General features: G+C 68.7%; 12 protein-coding genes. 4 read left to right on the top strand and 8 right to left on the bottom strand.

Going from position 1 to position 15,179, the window contains the following annotated elements; all coding sequences use genetic code 11:
* Nucleotides 1-2,761: aminotransferase class I/II-fold pyridoxal phosphate-dependent enzyme (locus tag ACM14_RS08725; RefSeq protein ID WP_065345947.1), on the bottom strand; the 2,761-nt coding region annotated here is incomplete at its 3' end.
* 90 nt (nt 2,762-2,851) lie between these two features.
* Nucleotides 2,852-3,724, bottom strand: a complete 873-nt coding sequence (locus tag ACM14_RS08720; RefSeq protein WP_065345938.1) for a carbon-nitrogen hydrolase family protein — start codon at nt 3,722-3,724, stop codon at nt 2,852-2,854.
* A gap of 232 nt (nt 3,725-3,956) precedes the next feature.
* On the opposite strand from ACM14_RS08720, the gene ACM14_RS08715 reads away from it, so the two are divergent.
* Complete coding sequence (locus tag ACM14_RS08715; RefSeq protein ID WP_368072933.1) at nt 3,957-5,444, top strand: PLP-dependent aminotransferase family protein; 1,488 nt, start codon at nt 3,957-3,959, stop codon at nt 5,442-5,444.
* Nucleotides 5,445-5,496: 52 nt separating this feature from the next.
* On the opposite strand, the gene ACM14_RS08710 is transcribed toward ACM14_RS08715, so the two are convergent.
* The 5 genes from ACM14_RS08710 to ACM14_RS08690 form a co-directional block, all read right to left on the bottom strand.
* The gene (locus ACM14_RS08710; RefSeq protein WP_065345937.1) at nt 5,497-7,746 is read right to left on the bottom strand and encodes a bifunctional diguanylate cyclase/phosphodiesterase; all 2,250 of its coding nucleotides are present in this window, start codon (nt 7,744-7,746) and stop codon (nt 5,497-5,499) included.
* A gap of 28 nt (nt 7,747-7,774) precedes the next feature.
* A complete protein-coding gene (locus ACM14_RS08705; RefSeq protein WP_012204881.1) occupies nt 7,775-8,515 on the bottom strand; it encodes a GGDEF domain-containing protein in 741 nt (246 codons plus the stop codon).
* Nucleotides 8,515-8,916 (bottom strand): DUF1987 domain-containing protein, encoded by a 402-nt coding sequence (locus ACM14_RS08700; protein ID WP_012204882.1) that lies wholly within the window; start codon nt 8,914-8,916, stop codon nt 8,515-8,517. Before ACM14_RS08700 ends, ACM14_RS08705 begins: the two co-directional genes overlap by 1 nt.
* A gap of 68 nt (nt 8,917-8,984) precedes the next feature.
* Nucleotides 8,985-9,557, bottom strand: coding sequence for a SiaB family protein kinase (locus tag ACM14_RS08695; RefSeq protein WP_175403257.1), 573 nt, complete (start codon nt 9,555-9,557; stop codon nt 8,985-8,987).
* A gap of 9 nt (nt 9,558-9,566) precedes the next feature.
* Entirely contained in the window at nt 9,567-10,799 is a 1,233-nt protein-coding gene (locus tag ACM14_RS08690) for a SpoIIE family protein phosphatase (protein ID WP_065345935.1), read from the bottom strand.
* Between the two features lie 222 nt (nt 10,800-11,021).
* Here ACM14_RS08690 and ACM14_RS08685 point away from each other — a divergent pair, with 222 nt between their 5' ends.
* Nucleotides 11,022-11,948 (top strand): TauD/TfdA family dioxygenase, encoded by a 927-nt coding sequence (locus ACM14_RS08685; RefSeq protein ID WP_333906981.1) that lies wholly within the window; start codon nt 11,022-11,024, stop codon nt 11,946-11,948.
* Between the two features lie 9 nt (nt 11,949-11,957).
* Here ACM14_RS08685 and ACM14_RS08680 read toward each other — a convergent pair whose 3' ends face one another.
* Nucleotides 11,958-12,215: a DUF2789 domain-containing protein gene (locus tag ACM14_RS08680; protein ID WP_065345933.1), complete on the bottom strand. Its 258-nt coding sequence runs from the start codon at nt 12,213-12,215 to the stop codon at nt 11,958-11,960.
* Nucleotides 12,216-12,437: 222 nt separating this feature from the next.
* Here ACM14_RS08680 and ACM14_RS08675 point away from each other — a divergent pair, with 222 nt between their 5' ends.
* Entirely contained in the window at nt 12,438-13,478 is a 1,041-nt protein-coding gene (locus ACM14_RS08675; RefSeq protein WP_065345932.1) for a ligase-associated DNA damage response exonuclease, read from the top strand.
* Nucleotides 13,475-15,166 (top strand): ATP-dependent DNA ligase, encoded by a 1,692-nt coding sequence (locus ACM14_RS08670; protein ID WP_065345931.1) that lies wholly within the window; start codon nt 13,475-13,477, stop codon nt 15,164-15,166. Before ACM14_RS08675 ends, ACM14_RS08670 begins: the two co-directional genes overlap by 4 nt.
* Nucleotides 15,167-15,179 lie beyond the last annotated feature (13 nt).

The following is a 15,179-nucleotide window of genomic DNA, read 5'->3' as shown; positions in this document are numbered from 1 at the left end:
GCGCGGCCGTGGCCTGGGCGGCGCGGTCCAGCGCGGCCCGGCTGAAGATGCGAAAGCCCAGCTCGGGCCGGAAGCCGTGGATCTCGCGCACATCGAGCGCGGCCATGAACTGCAGGATCTCGGCGCTGATCACCTGCCCGGGCACGAGGATGGGAAAGCCCGGCGGGTAGGGGATGACGAAGAGCGCGGACACCAGCTCGCGCCCCTCGGCGATGGCGCGCGCGGCCTCGGCCATGTCGATGTATTCGCAGTTGGTGTCGTCGTACGAGAGGAAGAAGGCGCTGCGGATGTCGCCGTCGCGCGTGCCTGCGCGGCCTTCGACGCTGCGGCCCCGGAAGGCGAAGTGGAAGCTGGAGAAATTGGGCAGCGGCGGCTGCTCCAGCGTGAGCGAGCGCACGCGCCTTTCATGGATGCGCCGCTCGATGGCGCTCAGGTCGGCCACGCGGGCGTCCACGTCGCGGGCAATCTTGATCAGCACCTCGATCAGGTAGGCGATGGCAGAGCGCGTGCTGCCGATGTTGGTCATGAACAGCACGGTGTTGCGCGAGGTCTTGTTGATCTGGATGCCGTACCTGTCCATCAACTCCTTGTTCTTGAAGGTGTCGCCGTCCATGCCCGTGGTGCCGATGACCAGGGTGGCGCGGCTGGGGTCGAGCACGAACTCGTCGCTGCGCCATGCCACCTCCAGGTTGTCCCAGCCCGTCTCGTCGTTGTAGTAGTTGTCCACGCCCGACTCGCGGTAGGCCAGCGGCACCAGGTCGCCGATGCGCAGGAAGCGGAAGTAGCGCCTGAGCAGGGGGTGGTGCAGCACCTGCTCGCGCAGGCTCATGGCCAGCTCCAGCTGGCGCTGGATCAGCTCGTAGCCCTCCAGTTCCACCTGGCGGCGGCCCACGTCCAGCGAGGCGAGGATCTGGTAGTTGGGCGAGGTCGAGGTGTGCGTCATGTACGCCTCGTGGAAGGACTCCTCGGCCTTGTCCTTGAAGTCCTGGTCCCAGATATGGATCATCGAGCCCTGGCGCAGCGCCGTCAGCGTCTTGTGCGTGGAATGCGTGGCGTAGACCCGGATGCGGGCCTTGGCGGGGTCGGGGATCAGGCGGGTCTCCAGCAACTGCTGGTCGTCCTCCCAGTCGATGCTGGCGGCGAACTCGGCGTGGCGCCTGGCGTAGGCCGGGTCCTTGAAGGTCTCGCACAGCTTGGCGGCGCTGGCCATGGCCGTGCGCGGGCGGTAGATGGGATGGCAGCGCGCGAAGGCGAACCAGGCCTCGTCCCAGAGGAAGACCAGGTCGGGCTTGATGGCCAGGCATTCCGTCATCACGCGCTCCACGTCGTAGACGATGCCGTCGAAGGTGCAGTTGGTCAGCAGCACCATGCGCACGCGCTCCAGCGTGCCCGCGCGCCGAAAGCCCAGCAGGGTCTCCTTGATGTGGCGCAGCGGCACGGCGCCGTACATGGAGTACTGGTCCAGCGGATAGGAGTCCAGGTAGGCCACCTGGGCGCCGGCCAGCACCAGGCCGTAGTGGTGGGACTTGTGGCAGTTGCGGTCCACCAGCACGATGTCGTCGGGCCGCACCAGGGCCTGAACCACGATCTTGTTGCAGGTGGAGGTGCCGTTGGTGGCGAAGTAGGTGCGCCTGGCGCCGAAGGCGCGGGCCGCGTACTCCTGGGCCAGCTTGAGCGGGCCCACGGGGTCCAGCAGCGAGTCCAGCCCGCCCGAGGTGGCCGAGGTCTCGGCCATGAACAGGTTCATGCCGTAGAACTGGGCCAGGTCCCCGATCCAGTTGCTGTTCATGATGGACTTGCCGCGCGCCAGCGGCAGCGCATGGAACACGCCCGTGGGCTGCTTGGCGTAGTCGCGCAGCGCGTGGAAGAAGGGCGTCCTGTGGCGCTCGCCCACGCCTTTCATGATGGCGCTGTACAGCTCGATGTGGTCTTCCTCGCCGAAGAAGATGCGCTTGAAGACCTCGCCCACGCGCGCGGCGATCTCCTCGACGCTGACATCGGTGACCAGGTACAGGTCCAGCTCGGGGCGCAGCTGCGCGATCTGGCGGCCCAGCAGCGGGCCGCGCTCGAACTCGGGCATGGCCTCGCTGTTGTCGTCCATGCCTTCCAGGAAGCGGCGCAGCATGCCGTTCCTGTTGACCGAGCGGAATGGAAAGCCATGGCGTATCACCACGGCCTGCAGGTTGAAGTTGACCAGGGTGGCGATCAGCGCGTCCTCGAAGCTGGGCACCACCACGATGTCGAACACGAAATCATCGTCGGCGCTGCGCTTGCGCTGCACGCGGCGGCGCAGCGCGTCTTCCTCGCTGGCCGACATCTCATCGACGATCAGCACCTCGAAGTAAGGCCGCGTCAGCTGTGCCTGGCGCTCGCTGTCGGTCTCTATCTGCGAGGGCAGCTCGTTGTCGTTGTCCAGCGTGTTGGCGTCATGGCGGTAGGTGCGCGCAGCCAGCACGCGGTGGATGCGCCGCGCCGCCTGGTGGGCGCGCGCCAGCTCCTCGCGCTCTATCCACTGGCACAGCTCACCGAAGACCCGGCCCCCGGGAAAGGCCCAGTAGCTTTCGACCGGGGCCAGCGCGTCGATGATGGTCTGCACATGGGCCAGGCGGCTGGCACGCTCGGGGTGCTCGGGCGCCAGGATGGCCAGCCGGCTGAGATCGTCCACCAGGCTGATCCAGCCATCGGCACGCATTTCCCAGACGCTGCGGTGGCGGCTGAGGGAGGCACGGGCGCGCGTTTCGGTCGGGGGGCGAGATGTCATCGTTGTCTCCTGGTTTTTTGCCGCATCGCCCGGTGGCTTGCGGCTTTGTGGTGCTCGTGATGTCGATCGCTGGGAAAAGGGCGTGTCAGGTCATTGGGGCTTGTCCAGTGCTCCCAGGCTGTGCAGGTAGGGGAAGTCGGTGCCGTCCTTGCGGTAGACGGTGAAATCGCAGTCGCGGTCGCGGAAGCTCTTGAGCGGCTGGCCCAGGTTGCTGCGCAGGCCGTGTTCGCGCTCGTGCCGCAGCCGGGCGAAGTCGACCTCGATGGGCATGATCTGGGCGCCGCTGTCGGCCTGGTGGAGCACGTAGCCCGAGGGGTCCACGATGATGGAGCGGCCCACGCCGCCGTCGCCCACGCCGTTCACATCGAAGAAATAGACCTGGTTGGTGACGGCCGAGGCGCGTGCGATGCACAGCTCCACATCGCGGTCGATGGTGTCCGTCATGGTGGGGTGCAGGATCACCTCGGCGCCCATGGCCACCAGCGTGCGCGTGGTTTCCGGAAACCACATGTCGTAGCAGATGGACACGCCGAAACGGCCCGCGCCAGGCACGTCGAACACGCAAAAGCCGGTGCCGCCGGCCACATCGCGCTCATAGGGCCTGAAGGGGAAGAGCTTGCGAAAACGCGTGACGACCTCGCCCTGCGGGTTGATGACGGGCGCGGTGTTGTAGACCACCGTGCCATCGGGGCCGGCCACGCTCTCGAACAGCGAGCCGGGAATCAGCCACAGGCCGGTTTCCCGGGCCAGCCCGCACAGCCGGTCCTCGGTGGGGCCGGGCAGCGGCTCGGCCCTGTCGTGCTTGGGGCCCAGCGCCGCCAGCTCGGAGAACAGCACCATGCGGACCCAGGGAAAACGCGAGCGGATGTGGCGCAGGTAGCCGGCCATGCGCTCCAGGTTGCTGTCGAAGGCGCAAACCTCCATCTGGACGCCGGCAATGCCGAAGGTGGTGGCCGTGCTCATGGCTGCACCTCCTGGCAGGCGGCTTGCCGGGCCGGCAGGGTGCCGCAACGAAAAGCTTTCAACTTCAAGGACATAGGCTGACTGAGGGGCGAATGGAACCGGGCGATAGGCACGGGTCTTTGAAGTGTCTGGAGGCGGATCATTGAAAAAATATTCGGCTTTCACGCCTTCGATAGCTATACATGGGGGCGAGTCTATGTTCACATTGATCCCAACAAAAGAACCAAATACCGTGAACAAGAGAGAACCAATTTCCCGCGTTGGAAACTCCACGCTGCCGGACTTTGTCAATCGGCATTTCCAACGTAGCGATGCCGAGTACAACCACCGCCAGCTCTACCGCATCGTCAAGGAAGGCATCCTGCGCAAGGCCCTGCCGGCGGGCTCGCGGCTGCCCACCAGCCGCGAGCTGGCGCAGACGCTGGGCATTGCGCGCAACACCATCGTCCAGGTCTATGAGCAACTGGCGCTGGAGGGCCTGGTGCAGGCCGGCGTGGGGCGGGGCACCTATGTGGCCGAGGTGGCGCCGGCCTTCGTGAGCCAGCCGCCGTTGCCGCGCCGCCGTGGCACGCCGCTGTCGCGGCGCGGCAGCGCCATCGTGGGCGGGGCGCGGGCCAGCCATCTGCAGTGGGGCGCGTTCGCGCCGGGAGTGCCCGAGCTGCGCCAGTTTCCGGCCGCGCTATGGAGCCGCCTGCACGCCCAGGCCTGGCGCGATCACAACCCGCTGCAACTGAGCTATGCCACGGGTGCGGGCCATCCCGCGCTGCGCGAAGCCATTGCCGAGCACTTGCAGGGCACGCGCGGCGTGGCCTGCAGCGCGGACCAGATCCTGGTGACCAGCGGCGCCCAGCAGGCGCTGCACCTGATTTCCCAGCTGCTGGCCGATCCTGGCGACACCGCCTGGCTGGAGGACCCCGGCTACTGGGGCGCACGCAGCGTGTTCCGCATGGCCGGCCTGCAACTGCAGCCCATCGCGCTGGACGGCGAGGGCCTGGCGCCCACGCCGCAGCAACTGAAGACACCGCCGCGGCTGATGTTCATCTCGCCCTCGCACCAGTACCCCAGCGGCGTGCTCATGGGCCATGGCCGAAGGCGCCAGCTGCTGGACTACGCGGTGGCCCAGCGGGTCTGGATCGTCGAGGACGACTACGACAGCGAGTTCCGCTTCACCTCGCGCCCGCTGCCGGCGCTGCAGGGCCTGGACGAGCACGGCCGCGTGATCTACCTGGGCACCTTCTCCAAGACCATGTTTCCATCGCTGCGTCTGGCCTACCTCGTACTGCCCAGCGACCTGGCCGACAGCTTTGCGCGCGCGCTGAGCGAGCTGTTCCGGGAGGGGCAGATCATGCAGCAGATCGTGCTGGCGCAGTTCATGCGGCAGGGCCACTATGTCAACCACATCCGCCGCATGCGCCAGGTCTACGGCGAGCGCCGGCGCGTGCTCATCGACGAGATAGGCCAGCGCCTGGGCACGGCGGTAACCGTGCAGGGCGGAGACGCGGGGCTGCACCTGGTGCTGGGACTGCCCCCCGGCTCGGACGATGACGCCATTGCGCGGCAGGCACGCAAGCTGGGCGTTCTCACGCGGCCGCTGTCCCTGTACTCGCTCAGGCCCGATCCGGCCCGGGGCCTGGTGCTGGGCTACGGTGCCGTGACGGAGCAGGAGATCCGCCACAGCTTCGGCCTGCTGGCCGAGGTGATAGCGCCCCATCTGCCGTGAATGGGCGACGGGGCCCCTTCACTCCGGTGCGCCATTCACTCCGGCGCGCCATTCACTCCGGTGCGCCAGTGCGCCGGTGCAGCCAGCCCAGCAACTGCGCCTTGTCCATGGGCCGGGCAATGTGATAGCCCTGTCCCTCCTGGCAGCCCATGGCGCGCAGGGCCTGCCAGGCGCTGGCGTCCTCTATGCCTTCGGCCAGGACCTGCAAGCCGAGCTTGCGGCCCAGCTGGGCGATCATTTCGGCGATGCGCGCCTCCTGTGATTCGCCAAGCTGGCGCACGAAGCTGCGGTCGATCTTGATGCGGTCCAGCGGCAGGCGCTCCAGGTAGCTCAGGGAGGAGTAGCCGGTGCCGAAGTCGTCGATGGCAATGGTCACGCCCAGCGTGCGCAGAGCGCTGAGCGTGGCCTGCAGCAGCTGGGTGGGCAGGACCGCGACGGATTCGGTGATCTCCAGCTCCAGCTGCGCGCCCTGCAGGCCGTGCTCTGCCAGGGCGTTGCTCACGGTCTGCAGAAAGCCCGGGTCCTGCAGCTGCACGGTGGAGACATTGACGGCCATGCGCCTGGGGGCGCGGCCGGCGTCCAGCAGTTCGCGCATGGTGCGGCAGGCCGTGGCCAGCACCCATTGGCCCAGCGGCACGATGAGGCCCGAATGTTCGGCTACCGGAATGAAGCGGTCGGGCGGCACGAAGCTGCCGTCCTGCCGGCGCCAGCGCAGCAGGGCCTCCAGGCCGACCAGGGCATGGGTTTCCAGGTCCACCTGGGGCTGGTAGACCAGGAAAAGCTGGGCGCCGTCGATGGCGGCGCGAAGGTCGGACAGCAGCAGGGCGCGGTCGCGCGCCTCCATGCCCATCTGCTCGGAGTACTCCAGCAGCTGGCCGCGGTGATCGCGCTTGGCGCGCTTGAGGGCGATGGTGGCGTCCTTGACCAGGTCGGTGCCGGCCTGGCGTTCATGGGGCAGGTACACGTAGCCGCAGGTCAGCGAGACCTTGTGCGGCACGCCGTCCACGGCCAGCGGCTGTCGGGCGCAGTCCAGCAACTGGGCCAGGGCCACCTCGTCGGTGGGGCCCAGGATGCCGAAGGTGTCCGATCCCACGCGCGCCAGCAGCACGCCTGCGGGCAGCGCGCTGGCCAGGCGGCGGGCCATGGCTTCGAGCAGGCGGTCGCCAAAGCGGTGGCCCATCACGTCGTTGGTGGCGCTGAAGTCGTCGATGTCCACCAGGGCCAGCACATGGTCACGCGTGCCGCGCCACACGCATTCGTCCACTTTTTCCACGAAGTGGGCGCGGTTGGGCAGGCAGACCAGGGGGTCGAAGTAGGCGGACTGGTGCAGGCGCTCCAGCAGGCCGCGGTTGTGCAGCAGCGTGCGCAGGTTGGCGCAGAAGACTTCGAGCAGCTGGCGGTCCAGTGCGCTGTGCGAGGCTGGCGCATCGATGAAGACGGCCATGTCCTGCTCGTCGCCCCGGCCTATGTACAGGGCCACGCCGCGCTGCACGCCGTAGATGTTGCGGCGGGTCTGCAGCGCCTGGCGCAGCAGGCGCAGCCCGCGCGAGGCCAGCACGGTGGCGATGGGCTGGTCGATGAGCCGGGCGAATGGCCCCGTGGCCGCGAGCACGCGGTAGGGCTCGGCCGGGTGCGTGCCCTCCGAGCAGACCAGTCCTTCACTGGCCACGCCCAGCAAGGTGGCCAGCTGGGTGATCACGCCCCGCGCGAAGGCGTGCAGATTGGTTTCCTCCAGCAGCGAGGCGCTGGAGCGCACCATCAGCTCCAGGCTGCGGCGGTTGGCCTCGATGGCGCACAGCTGCTCGTAGGAGCGCACGGCGGTCACCACGATGGCCAGCAGCCGGTCGGGCGTGAGTTCGGTCTTGGTGCGGCAGTCGTTGATGTCGTAGCGCAGCAGGGTTTCCAGATCGGGCGCCTGGCCCGGGCGGCCGGTGCGCAGCACGATGCGGCTGTTGCGCAGGCCGGCCGTGTAGCGGATGAAGTCCACCAGGTCCAGCCCGGCGCCCGTGCCATCGGTCACGGCGTCGAGCACCACCACGGCCAGGTCCTGCTCGCTGCGCAGCAGGTTGCGCGCCTGTGTGCCGGAGCGGGCGTAGAGGAACACCAGCGGCCGGCCGAACAGGGTGTGGCCTTCCAGCGCCAGGCGGAATGCGGCGTGTACGTCGGGGTCGCTGTCCACGATCAGCACCCGCCATTCAGGCCCGGGCACGGGCGATGGCGGGGGCGGCTGCAGAGCCGGCTGCAGGAGGGCGGAAGCAGGGGCGGGCGCCCTGGGCGCCCGTGCGCGCATCACGAAACTCATGCCTCAGCCCTGTCCGTGTCCGCGCCGCTCAGGCCGTGGCATGGTCTGCCGCGCGCACGACCTGGTTGCGCCCGCTGCGCTTGGCGGCGTACAGCGCCTCGTCGGCCAGGCTGTAGGCGTCGTCGAAGCGGCCGCCGCTCGGGCGCCAGCTCACGCCGAAGCTGGCCGTGATGCAGCTGGCGTCGGGCAGGCCGAAGGGATGGGCCTCGATGGCGGCGCGCACCTGCTCGGCCACGCACACGGCGCCGTCGCTGTCGTGCTGGGGCAGCAGCACGGTGAATTCCTCGCCGCCCACGCGGCCGATGTGGGCCGTGGCCGGCACGGCGGCCTTGAGGCAGCGCACCACGCCCAGGATCACGCTGTCGCCCACGGGGTGGCCGAAGCTGTCGTTCACGCGCTTGAAGTGGTCTATGTCCAGCACGATCAGGGCCAGCCCCTGCTGGGTGAAGTGGCGGTTCACGCGCTCGATGATGGCCGCGCGGTTGAGCACGCCGGTCAGCGGGTCGTGCGTGGCGCGGTATTCCAGTTCGCCGGCCAGCTCCTGCAGGCGCTGGTTGAGCTGGGTCATCTCCAGCTCGGCCCGGTCGCTGCGGCGCACCAGCCGGCGTGTTTCGCGCAGCAGGCGCTCATAGGCGGTCAGCAGCACGCCCAGGGCCTGGTGGCAGGCCTGGGCGCCGGCTTCTTCACCCCGGTCATGGGCGGCGCGGGCCGCCAAAAGGGCCTGGTGCTCGGCATCGAAGAGGTCCGCGGGAGCGGCCACGGTGTCCATCACGCCGCCTTCACGGGGTGGCCGGTGAAGGCGATGGCGGGAAAGTCGTCGCGCAGCTCCTCGCCAAATTCGCAGATGGTGTCGTCTTCCTCGTCGTGGTACCAGTGCAGGGCCACGGGGCGGCCGGCCTCGGCGGCGCCGCTCAGTGCCTCGATCAGGTTGAACAGCATCTTGGTGCTGGAGCTGTTGAAGTAGGCCAGCGCGATGTGCACCTCGATGCGCGCCTGCTGCTGCGCCGGCTGCGGCTGGGCCAGGTAGTCCTTGAGGCGGGCCAGGATGCCGCCGTAGAAGGCGGCGGCGTTCTCGGGATAGGACTCGCCACGCAGGTGCAGCGTGTGCGTGTCGAACTGGAAGTCCACTTCCGGGGAACTGGGAGTCGGTGCGATGTAGAGGTTGTCCATGCGTGATCTCGGTGCGTTGTCCGTGCCTGCGGGCCGGGCCTATCCAGGCCTGGTGCCGGAGCGACGGCTCAGAGCGTGGCTTTCAGGTAGAAGACGGACCGGCCGTCCACGGTCTGGGCGGGATCGAAGTCGAACTGCAGCGGCTCGCGCGCATCGCGGGCCAGGGTCAGGAAACCCATGCCCGCGCCCTTGCTGCCTTCGGGCGCGTCATCGCGCAGCGACTGGCGGCAGGCCTTCTTGATCTCGTCCAGCGTCATGCTGCGCAGGGTGTCGAGCTTGGCGCGCAGCGCCTCGCCCATGCCCGGCTCGATGGGGTTGGCGCACAGCAGCACGAAGCTGCCGTCGTCCTCGCGGCGGATGCAGACCGCGCCGTGGCGCAGCTCGCCATCGTCCTGGTGGGGCGGGGTCAGGGCATCGGCCGAGTAATGGATGATGTTCTGCGCCATCTCGACAAAGGACGAGAACAGCTTGCGCCGCGTGGGGCCCGGCACGCCGGCCACTTCCAGCTGCAGCCGCACGGCCTCGGCCATGGCCGCGACGATGTTCTGCGAGAAGTAGCCCACGTAGTAGAAGATCACCTGGTGCTGGCGCGCCAGGTGGAAGAAGCTGCCGTACTTGTCGGCGATCTGTGCGGAGGGCATGGGAGGCATTCAGGTTCTGAAGCAGAAAAAGGTCAGGTCGTCGCGGCGGTGGTGCTCGCCCTGCCAGGCCTGCAGGGCGGCCAGCAGGGCGCGGTTGATCTCGGCGGGCGTGCGGCCTGCCTGCTCCAGCAGCAGCTCGCGCACGCGCTTCTTGCCGAAGGTGATGCCGCGCGGGCCGCCGACCTGGTCGATCAGGCCGTCGGTGGTGATGAAGACCAGGGTGGCGGCGGGCAGCTCCAGGTCGATGTTGTTCCAGGCGAAGTCGAACTCGCTGTCCACATAGCCCACGCCCTTGCGCTGGCCATCGAGCACCTCCACCGCCTCGGCGCCGGGGCGCAGCACGAACAGCGCAAGGCGCGCGCCTGCAAAGCGCAGGCGCCGGTGCGCGGGCTCGAACCAGAAGCAGGCCGCGTCCAGCCCGTCGTCGGAGCCCGGCGTGCCATCCTTGCCGTCGAGCTGGCCCAGCATCTGCTTGACGCTGCGGTTCACCTGGCCCAGCAGCGCGGCCGGGTCGCGCGGGCCGTGCTCCTTGATGGCCTGGCTCAGGCTGCTGGTGGCGATCAGCGTCATGAAGGCGCCGGGCACGCCGTGGCCCGTGCAATCGGCCACGGTGGCAAACCAGCCGTCACCGTCCTGGCTGAACTGGTAGAAGTCGCCGCCGACCACATCGCGCGGCTCCCAGACCAGGTCGGCGCCGGGGCAGGCGCGGGCCAGGGCCTCGCGCGAGCTGCGCAGCAGCGACTGCTGGATCACGCTGGCGTATTCGATGCTGTGCATGATCTGGCGGTTGCGTGCCACCTGCATGTCCGCCACCGCGCGCATCAGCTGCAGACCGTTGCCCACGCCCGCGAACAGGCCGTCGCGCGTGATGATGAAGCCATCGGTCAGCGCCTTTTCGCCGTACTCCACGGTCTTCACGGTCAGGGTGTCTATGTCGGTGGAGGCATCGACCACCAGCGGCTCCTTGTCCATGAAGGCGATGCAGCTCTTCTTGCCGTACAGCTCCATGCGAAAGGGCTTGCTGAACTGGGACAGGAAGATGCTGCGGTTGATCAGGCCGATGGGGCGGTTGCCCTCCACCACGGGCAGGCTGATCAGGTCCCGGTGGCGCGTGAAGACCTCGAGCACCTTCTCGTTGGTCTCGTCGGCGGTCATGCAGGGAACGGGGGTACACAGGTCCGCAGCGCTGGGTGGGCGGAAACGTGGCCTGGAATCGCTCAGGTAGGCGCGGGACTCATCCATGGAAGGCACATCGCAAAATTGTTAAGGAATGTTACGTCTTCCTTGTTGCAGTTTTGTGACGCGCACGGCCCTGGTTGGCATGCACTTGTCTTGCGCATAACCATGCGCCAAAAGCTTCGTTGTGGCGTGGCAGGGCGGTTCCTAGCATGGGGGCTTCCACCCATGCAAGCACTGAGGAGAGACGCCGTGAACGCTGTCACCGAAGCCAGCCACCTGAGCACCGTGGCCCAAGACCTGGAGCAGGACCGGCAACAGCCGCTGCAGATCCAGCCCCTGTCCGGCCGCATAGGCGCCGTGGTCCACGGCGCCAGGCTGTCGGGCGAGCTGGCGGCCGAACAGTTCACGCAGATCCATGCGGCCCTGCTGCGCCACCGCGTGCTGTTCTTCCGGGGCCAGCACCATCTGACGGATGCATCGCACCAGGCCTTCGGGCGGCTGTTCGGCGAGATCGAATCGCACCCCACCGTGCCTGCCCCGGACGGCACGGCCTTTCTGGAGCTCAATTCCCAGCATGGCGGCCGCGCCGATTCCTGGCATACCGACGTCACCTTCAAGGCGGCCTTTCCCAAGGTCTGCGTGCTGCGCGCCGTCACGCTGCCCGGCCATGGCGGCGACACCGTCTGGGCCAATACCGTGGCCGCCTATGAGGGCCTGCCCGAGCCGCTCAGGCAACTGGCCGAGCAGCTGTGGGCCGTGCATGGCAACGACTACGACTACGCCGAGAACTTCCGCCACAACGCGGCCAGCCAGACCGAGACCGCAGGCCGCGCCAGCTACCGCAAGGTGTTCACGCGCAAGACCATCGAGTCGGAGCAGCCGCTGGTGCATGTGCACCCCGAGACCGGAGAGAAGGCGCTGCTGCTGGGCCACTTCGCCAAGCGCATCAAGGGCCTGCGCGCCAATGAATCGACGGCGCTGCTGCAGCTGTTCAACGAACGCATCATCCGGCTGGAGAACACCGTGCGCTGGCAGTGGGCGCAGGGCGACGTGGCCATCTGGGACAACCGCGCCACGCAGCACTACGCCATCAACGACTACGGCGATGCCCACCGCGTGGTGCGCCGCGTCACCGTGACCGGCACCGTGGCCACCAGCGTGGACGGCCGCCACAGCGTGGACATCACGGTGCCCGAGCCGCTGGCGGCCTGACTGCCCGTGCTATCGGGCAGCGCGCTGCCTGACCGCGTCTTCGTGCAGCGACTCGCTGAGCTGGTCCACGACGATGGACCACGACGCATCGGCCTTGAGCTGCTCGGCCAGGAACTGGCGCTGCGCATCGCTCCAGTAGGGCGCATCCACCACATCCACATCTGCGGCCAGCTGGTGCGCGCGGATGAAATAGGCAATGGCCTGGTCACTGGCATCCAGGCCCAGCTGCAGGAAGAGATTGGACATGCGTACGACGGAGTTGTTCATGAAGGCGTGTGGATGTGTGTGGGTTGAGAGGGCGCTATCTTCCCCGATTTGACCGGCCCTGCGGACCGGTTGTGTCGCGGTTGCGGCCCGATTGCGGCCCGGTTGCGGTCATTCGTTGCGCGGGTAGGTGCAGGCTGACAGCCTGCCGCGCTCCGGGCCAGCGTGCGCGCGGCGACCGCCCCACTAGCATGGGGCCATGAGCATTCCCGCCCCTGATTCCGCATGCCCGCCGACCTGATCGTGGCCCGCCCCGAAGGCCTGTACTGCGCGGCCGGCGACTTCTACATCGACCCCTGGCGGCCCGTGGACCGGGCCGTGATCACGCATGGCCACTCCGACCACGCGCGCGCCGGCCATGCCCATTACCTGGCCCATGACGACAGCGAGGGCGTGCTGCGCGCACGGCTGGGGGCGGACATCACGCTGCAGACCCTGCCGTATGGCGAAGCCATCGATCACCACGGCGTGCGCATCTCTCTGTACCCGGCCGGCCATGTGCTGGGATCGGCCCAGGTGCGGCTGGAGCATGGCGGCCAGGTCTGGGTGGCCTCGGGCGACTACAAGACCGAGGCCGACGGCACCTGCACCCCCTTCGAGCCCGTGCGCTGCGACACCTTCATCACCGAATCCACCTTCGGCCTGCCCATCTACCGCTGGCCCCGCCAGCCCGAGCTCATGGCCGACATCAACGCCTGGTGGCAGGCCAACGCCGCCCAGGGCCGGCCCTCGGTGCTGCTGTGCTATGCCTTCGGCAAGGCCCAGCGCATCCTGCACGGGGTGGACCGCCGCATCGGCCCCATCGTCGTGCACGGCGCGGTGGAGCCGCTCAATGCCGTGTACCGCGCAGCGGGCGTGGACCTGCCGCCCACGCTGCGCGTCACCGACCCCGGCGTGGATGCACAACTGCTCAAGACCGCCCTGGTGCTGGCGCCGCCTTCGGCGCAGGGCACGCCGTGGATGCGCCGGTTTCCCGGCCATGCCGATGCCTTTGCCAGCGGCTGGATGCAGCTGCGCGGCACGCGCCGGCGCCGTGGCGTGGACCGGGGCTTTGTCATGTCCGACCATGCCGACTGGCCCGGCCTGCAGTACGCCATAGGCGCCACGGGCGCCGAGCGTGTCTTCGTCACGCATGGCAGCGTGGCGGTGCTGGTGCGCTGGCTGCGCGAGCAGGGGCTGGATGCGCAAGCCTTCCAGACCGAATACGGCGATGAGGACGAGGCTGCCGCCGCCCAGGCTGCACCGGATGAGGCGCCCGCGCCATGAAGGATTTCGCCGCCCTCTACCGCGCGCTGGACGCCAGCACCGCCAGCCGCGACAAGCAGGCCGCGCTGCAGGCCTATCTGCGCGCCGCCGCGCCTGCCGATGCGGCCTGGGCCGTCTATTTCCTGGCCGGCGGCAAGCCGCGCCAGCTGGTGCCCACCAAGGTCTTGAAGGAGCTGGCGCGCGAGGCGGCCGGCCTGCCCGAATGGCTGTTCGACGAAAGCTACGAGGCCGTGGGCGACCTGGCCGAAACCATTGCGCTGCTGCTGCCGCCACCCGGTGACGCGCACGACCTGGGCCTGGCCGCCTGGGTCACGGACCACCTGCTGCCGCTGCGCGGCATGGCGCCCGAGGCGCTGGCGGACACGGTGCGCATGCAATGGGCACGGCTGGCGGCCGATGAGCGGCTGGTCTACTTCAAGCTGATCACCGGCGCTTTCCGGGTCGGCGTGTCGCGGCTGCAGGTCACGCAGGCGCTGGCGGCCGTCAGCGGGGTGGATGCCAAGCGCATCGCCCAGCGGCTCATGGGCTACACCCACATCGGCGCGCGGCCCGGGGCGGCCGACTACCTGCGGCTGGTGGCGGGAGAGGAAGAGGGCGATGACGCGCATTCGGGCGAAGCACGCGGCCACCCCTATCCCTTCTTCCTGGCCCATCCGCTGCAGTTGCCGCTGGAGCAGTTCGACGCCGTGCTCGGCCCGCCGTCCCAATGGGTGGTGGAGTGGAAGTGGGACGGCATACGCGCCCAGATCGTGCGGCGCGGCAGCGGTGACGCGCTGGGCACCTGGATCTGGTCGCGCGGCGAGGAACTGGTGAGCGAGCGCTTCCCCGAGCTGCAAGCCATGGGCGATGCCTTGCCTGCGGGCACCGTGATCGACGGCGAGATCGTCGTCTGGGCCGCGCAGCAGGGCGAGGCGCCCGCCCATGTGCGCCCCTTTGCCGACCTGCAAAAGCGCATAGGCCGCAAGACCCTGGGCCCCAAGCTGCTGCGCGAGCTGCCTGTGGTGCTGCTGGCCTATGACTTGCTGGAGGAGGGCGGCCAGGACCTGCGCGCGCTGCCCCAGCATGAACGGCGCGCAAGGCTGGAGCAGCTGGTGGCCGCCGTGGCGCATCCGGCACTGCTGGCCAGCCCCGTGCTGCAAGGCGACAGCTGGGCCGCCCTGGCCGAACTGCGCGAGCAGGCCCGTTCCCTGGGAGTGGAGGGCATGATGCTCAAGGCCCGCGATGCCGCCTACGGCGTGGGCCGCACCAAGGACAGCGGCGTGTGGTGGAAGTGGAAGATCGATCCGCTGAGCGTGGATGCCGTGCTCATCTACGCACAGCGCGGCCACGGCCGTCGCGCCAGCCTCTACAGCGACTACACCTTTGCCGTCTGGAACGCGCCGCCCGGCACCGAGGGCCGCGCCCTCGTGCCCTTCGCCAAGGCCTATTCGGGCCTGACCGATGCCGAAATGGCACGCGTGGACGCCGTCATCCGCAAGACCACGGTGGAGAGCTTCGGCCCCGTGCGCAGCGTGCGGCCCACCCTGGTGTTCGAGCTGGGCTTCGAGGGCATTGCGCGCAGCGCACGCCACAAGAGCGGCATTGCCGTGCGCTTTCCGCGCATGCTGCGCTGGCGCGAGGACAAGCCTGTGCAGGAGGCCGACTCCATCGACACGCTGGCGGCCCTGCTGCCGCATTCCGACCCTTGATCAACCCTTGACG

The organism is Delftia sp. JD2, from assembly GCF_001682645.1.
In the GTDB taxonomy this organism is placed as follows: domain Bacteria; phylum Pseudomonadota; class Gammaproteobacteria; order Burkholderiales; family Burkholderiaceae_C; genus Comamonas; species Comamonas acidovorans.
The sequence above is the reverse complement of the archived record's forward strand: the minus strand, read 5'-3'. Positions and strand labels throughout refer to the sequence as shown.

Bases quoted from the DNA above. Each gene is read 5' to 3' on its own strand.
- ACM14_RS08720 (WP_065345938.1), bottom strand. From the start codon at position 3,724: ATGAGCACGGCCACCACCTTCGGCATTGCCGGCGTCCAGATGGAGGTT.
- ACM14_RS08710 (WP_065345937.1), bottom strand. From the start codon at position 7,746: ATGAGTTTCGTGATGCGCGCACGGGCGCCCAGGGCGCCCGCCCCTGCT.
- ACM14_RS08705 (WP_012204881.1), bottom strand. From the start codon at position 8,515: ATGGACACCGTGGCCGCTCCCGCGGACCTCTTCGATGCCGAGCACCAG.
- ACM14_RS08700 (WP_012204882.1), bottom strand. From the start codon at position 8,916: ATGGACAACCTCTACATCGCACCGACTCCCAGTTCCCCGGAAGTGGAC.
- ACM14_RS08695 (WP_175403257.1), bottom strand. From the start codon at position 9,557: ATGCCCTCCGCACAGATCGCCGACAAGTACGGCAGCTTCTTCCACCTG.
- ACM14_RS08690 (WP_065345935.1), bottom strand. From the start codon at position 10,799: ATGGATGAGTCCCGCGCCTACCTGAGCGATTCCAGGCCACGTTTCCGC.
- ACM14_RS08680 (WP_065345933.1), bottom strand. From the start codon at position 12,215: ATGAACAACTCCGTCGTACGCATGTCCAATCTCTTCCTGCAGCTGGGC.
- ACM14_RS08675 (WP_065345932.1), top strand. From the start codon at position 12,438: ATGCCCGCCGACCTGATCGTGGCCCGCCCCGAAGGCCTGTACTGCGCG.
- ACM14_RS08670 (WP_065345931.1), top strand. From the start codon at position 13,475: ATGAAGGATTTCGCCGCCCTCTACCGCGCGCTGGACGCCAGCACCGCC.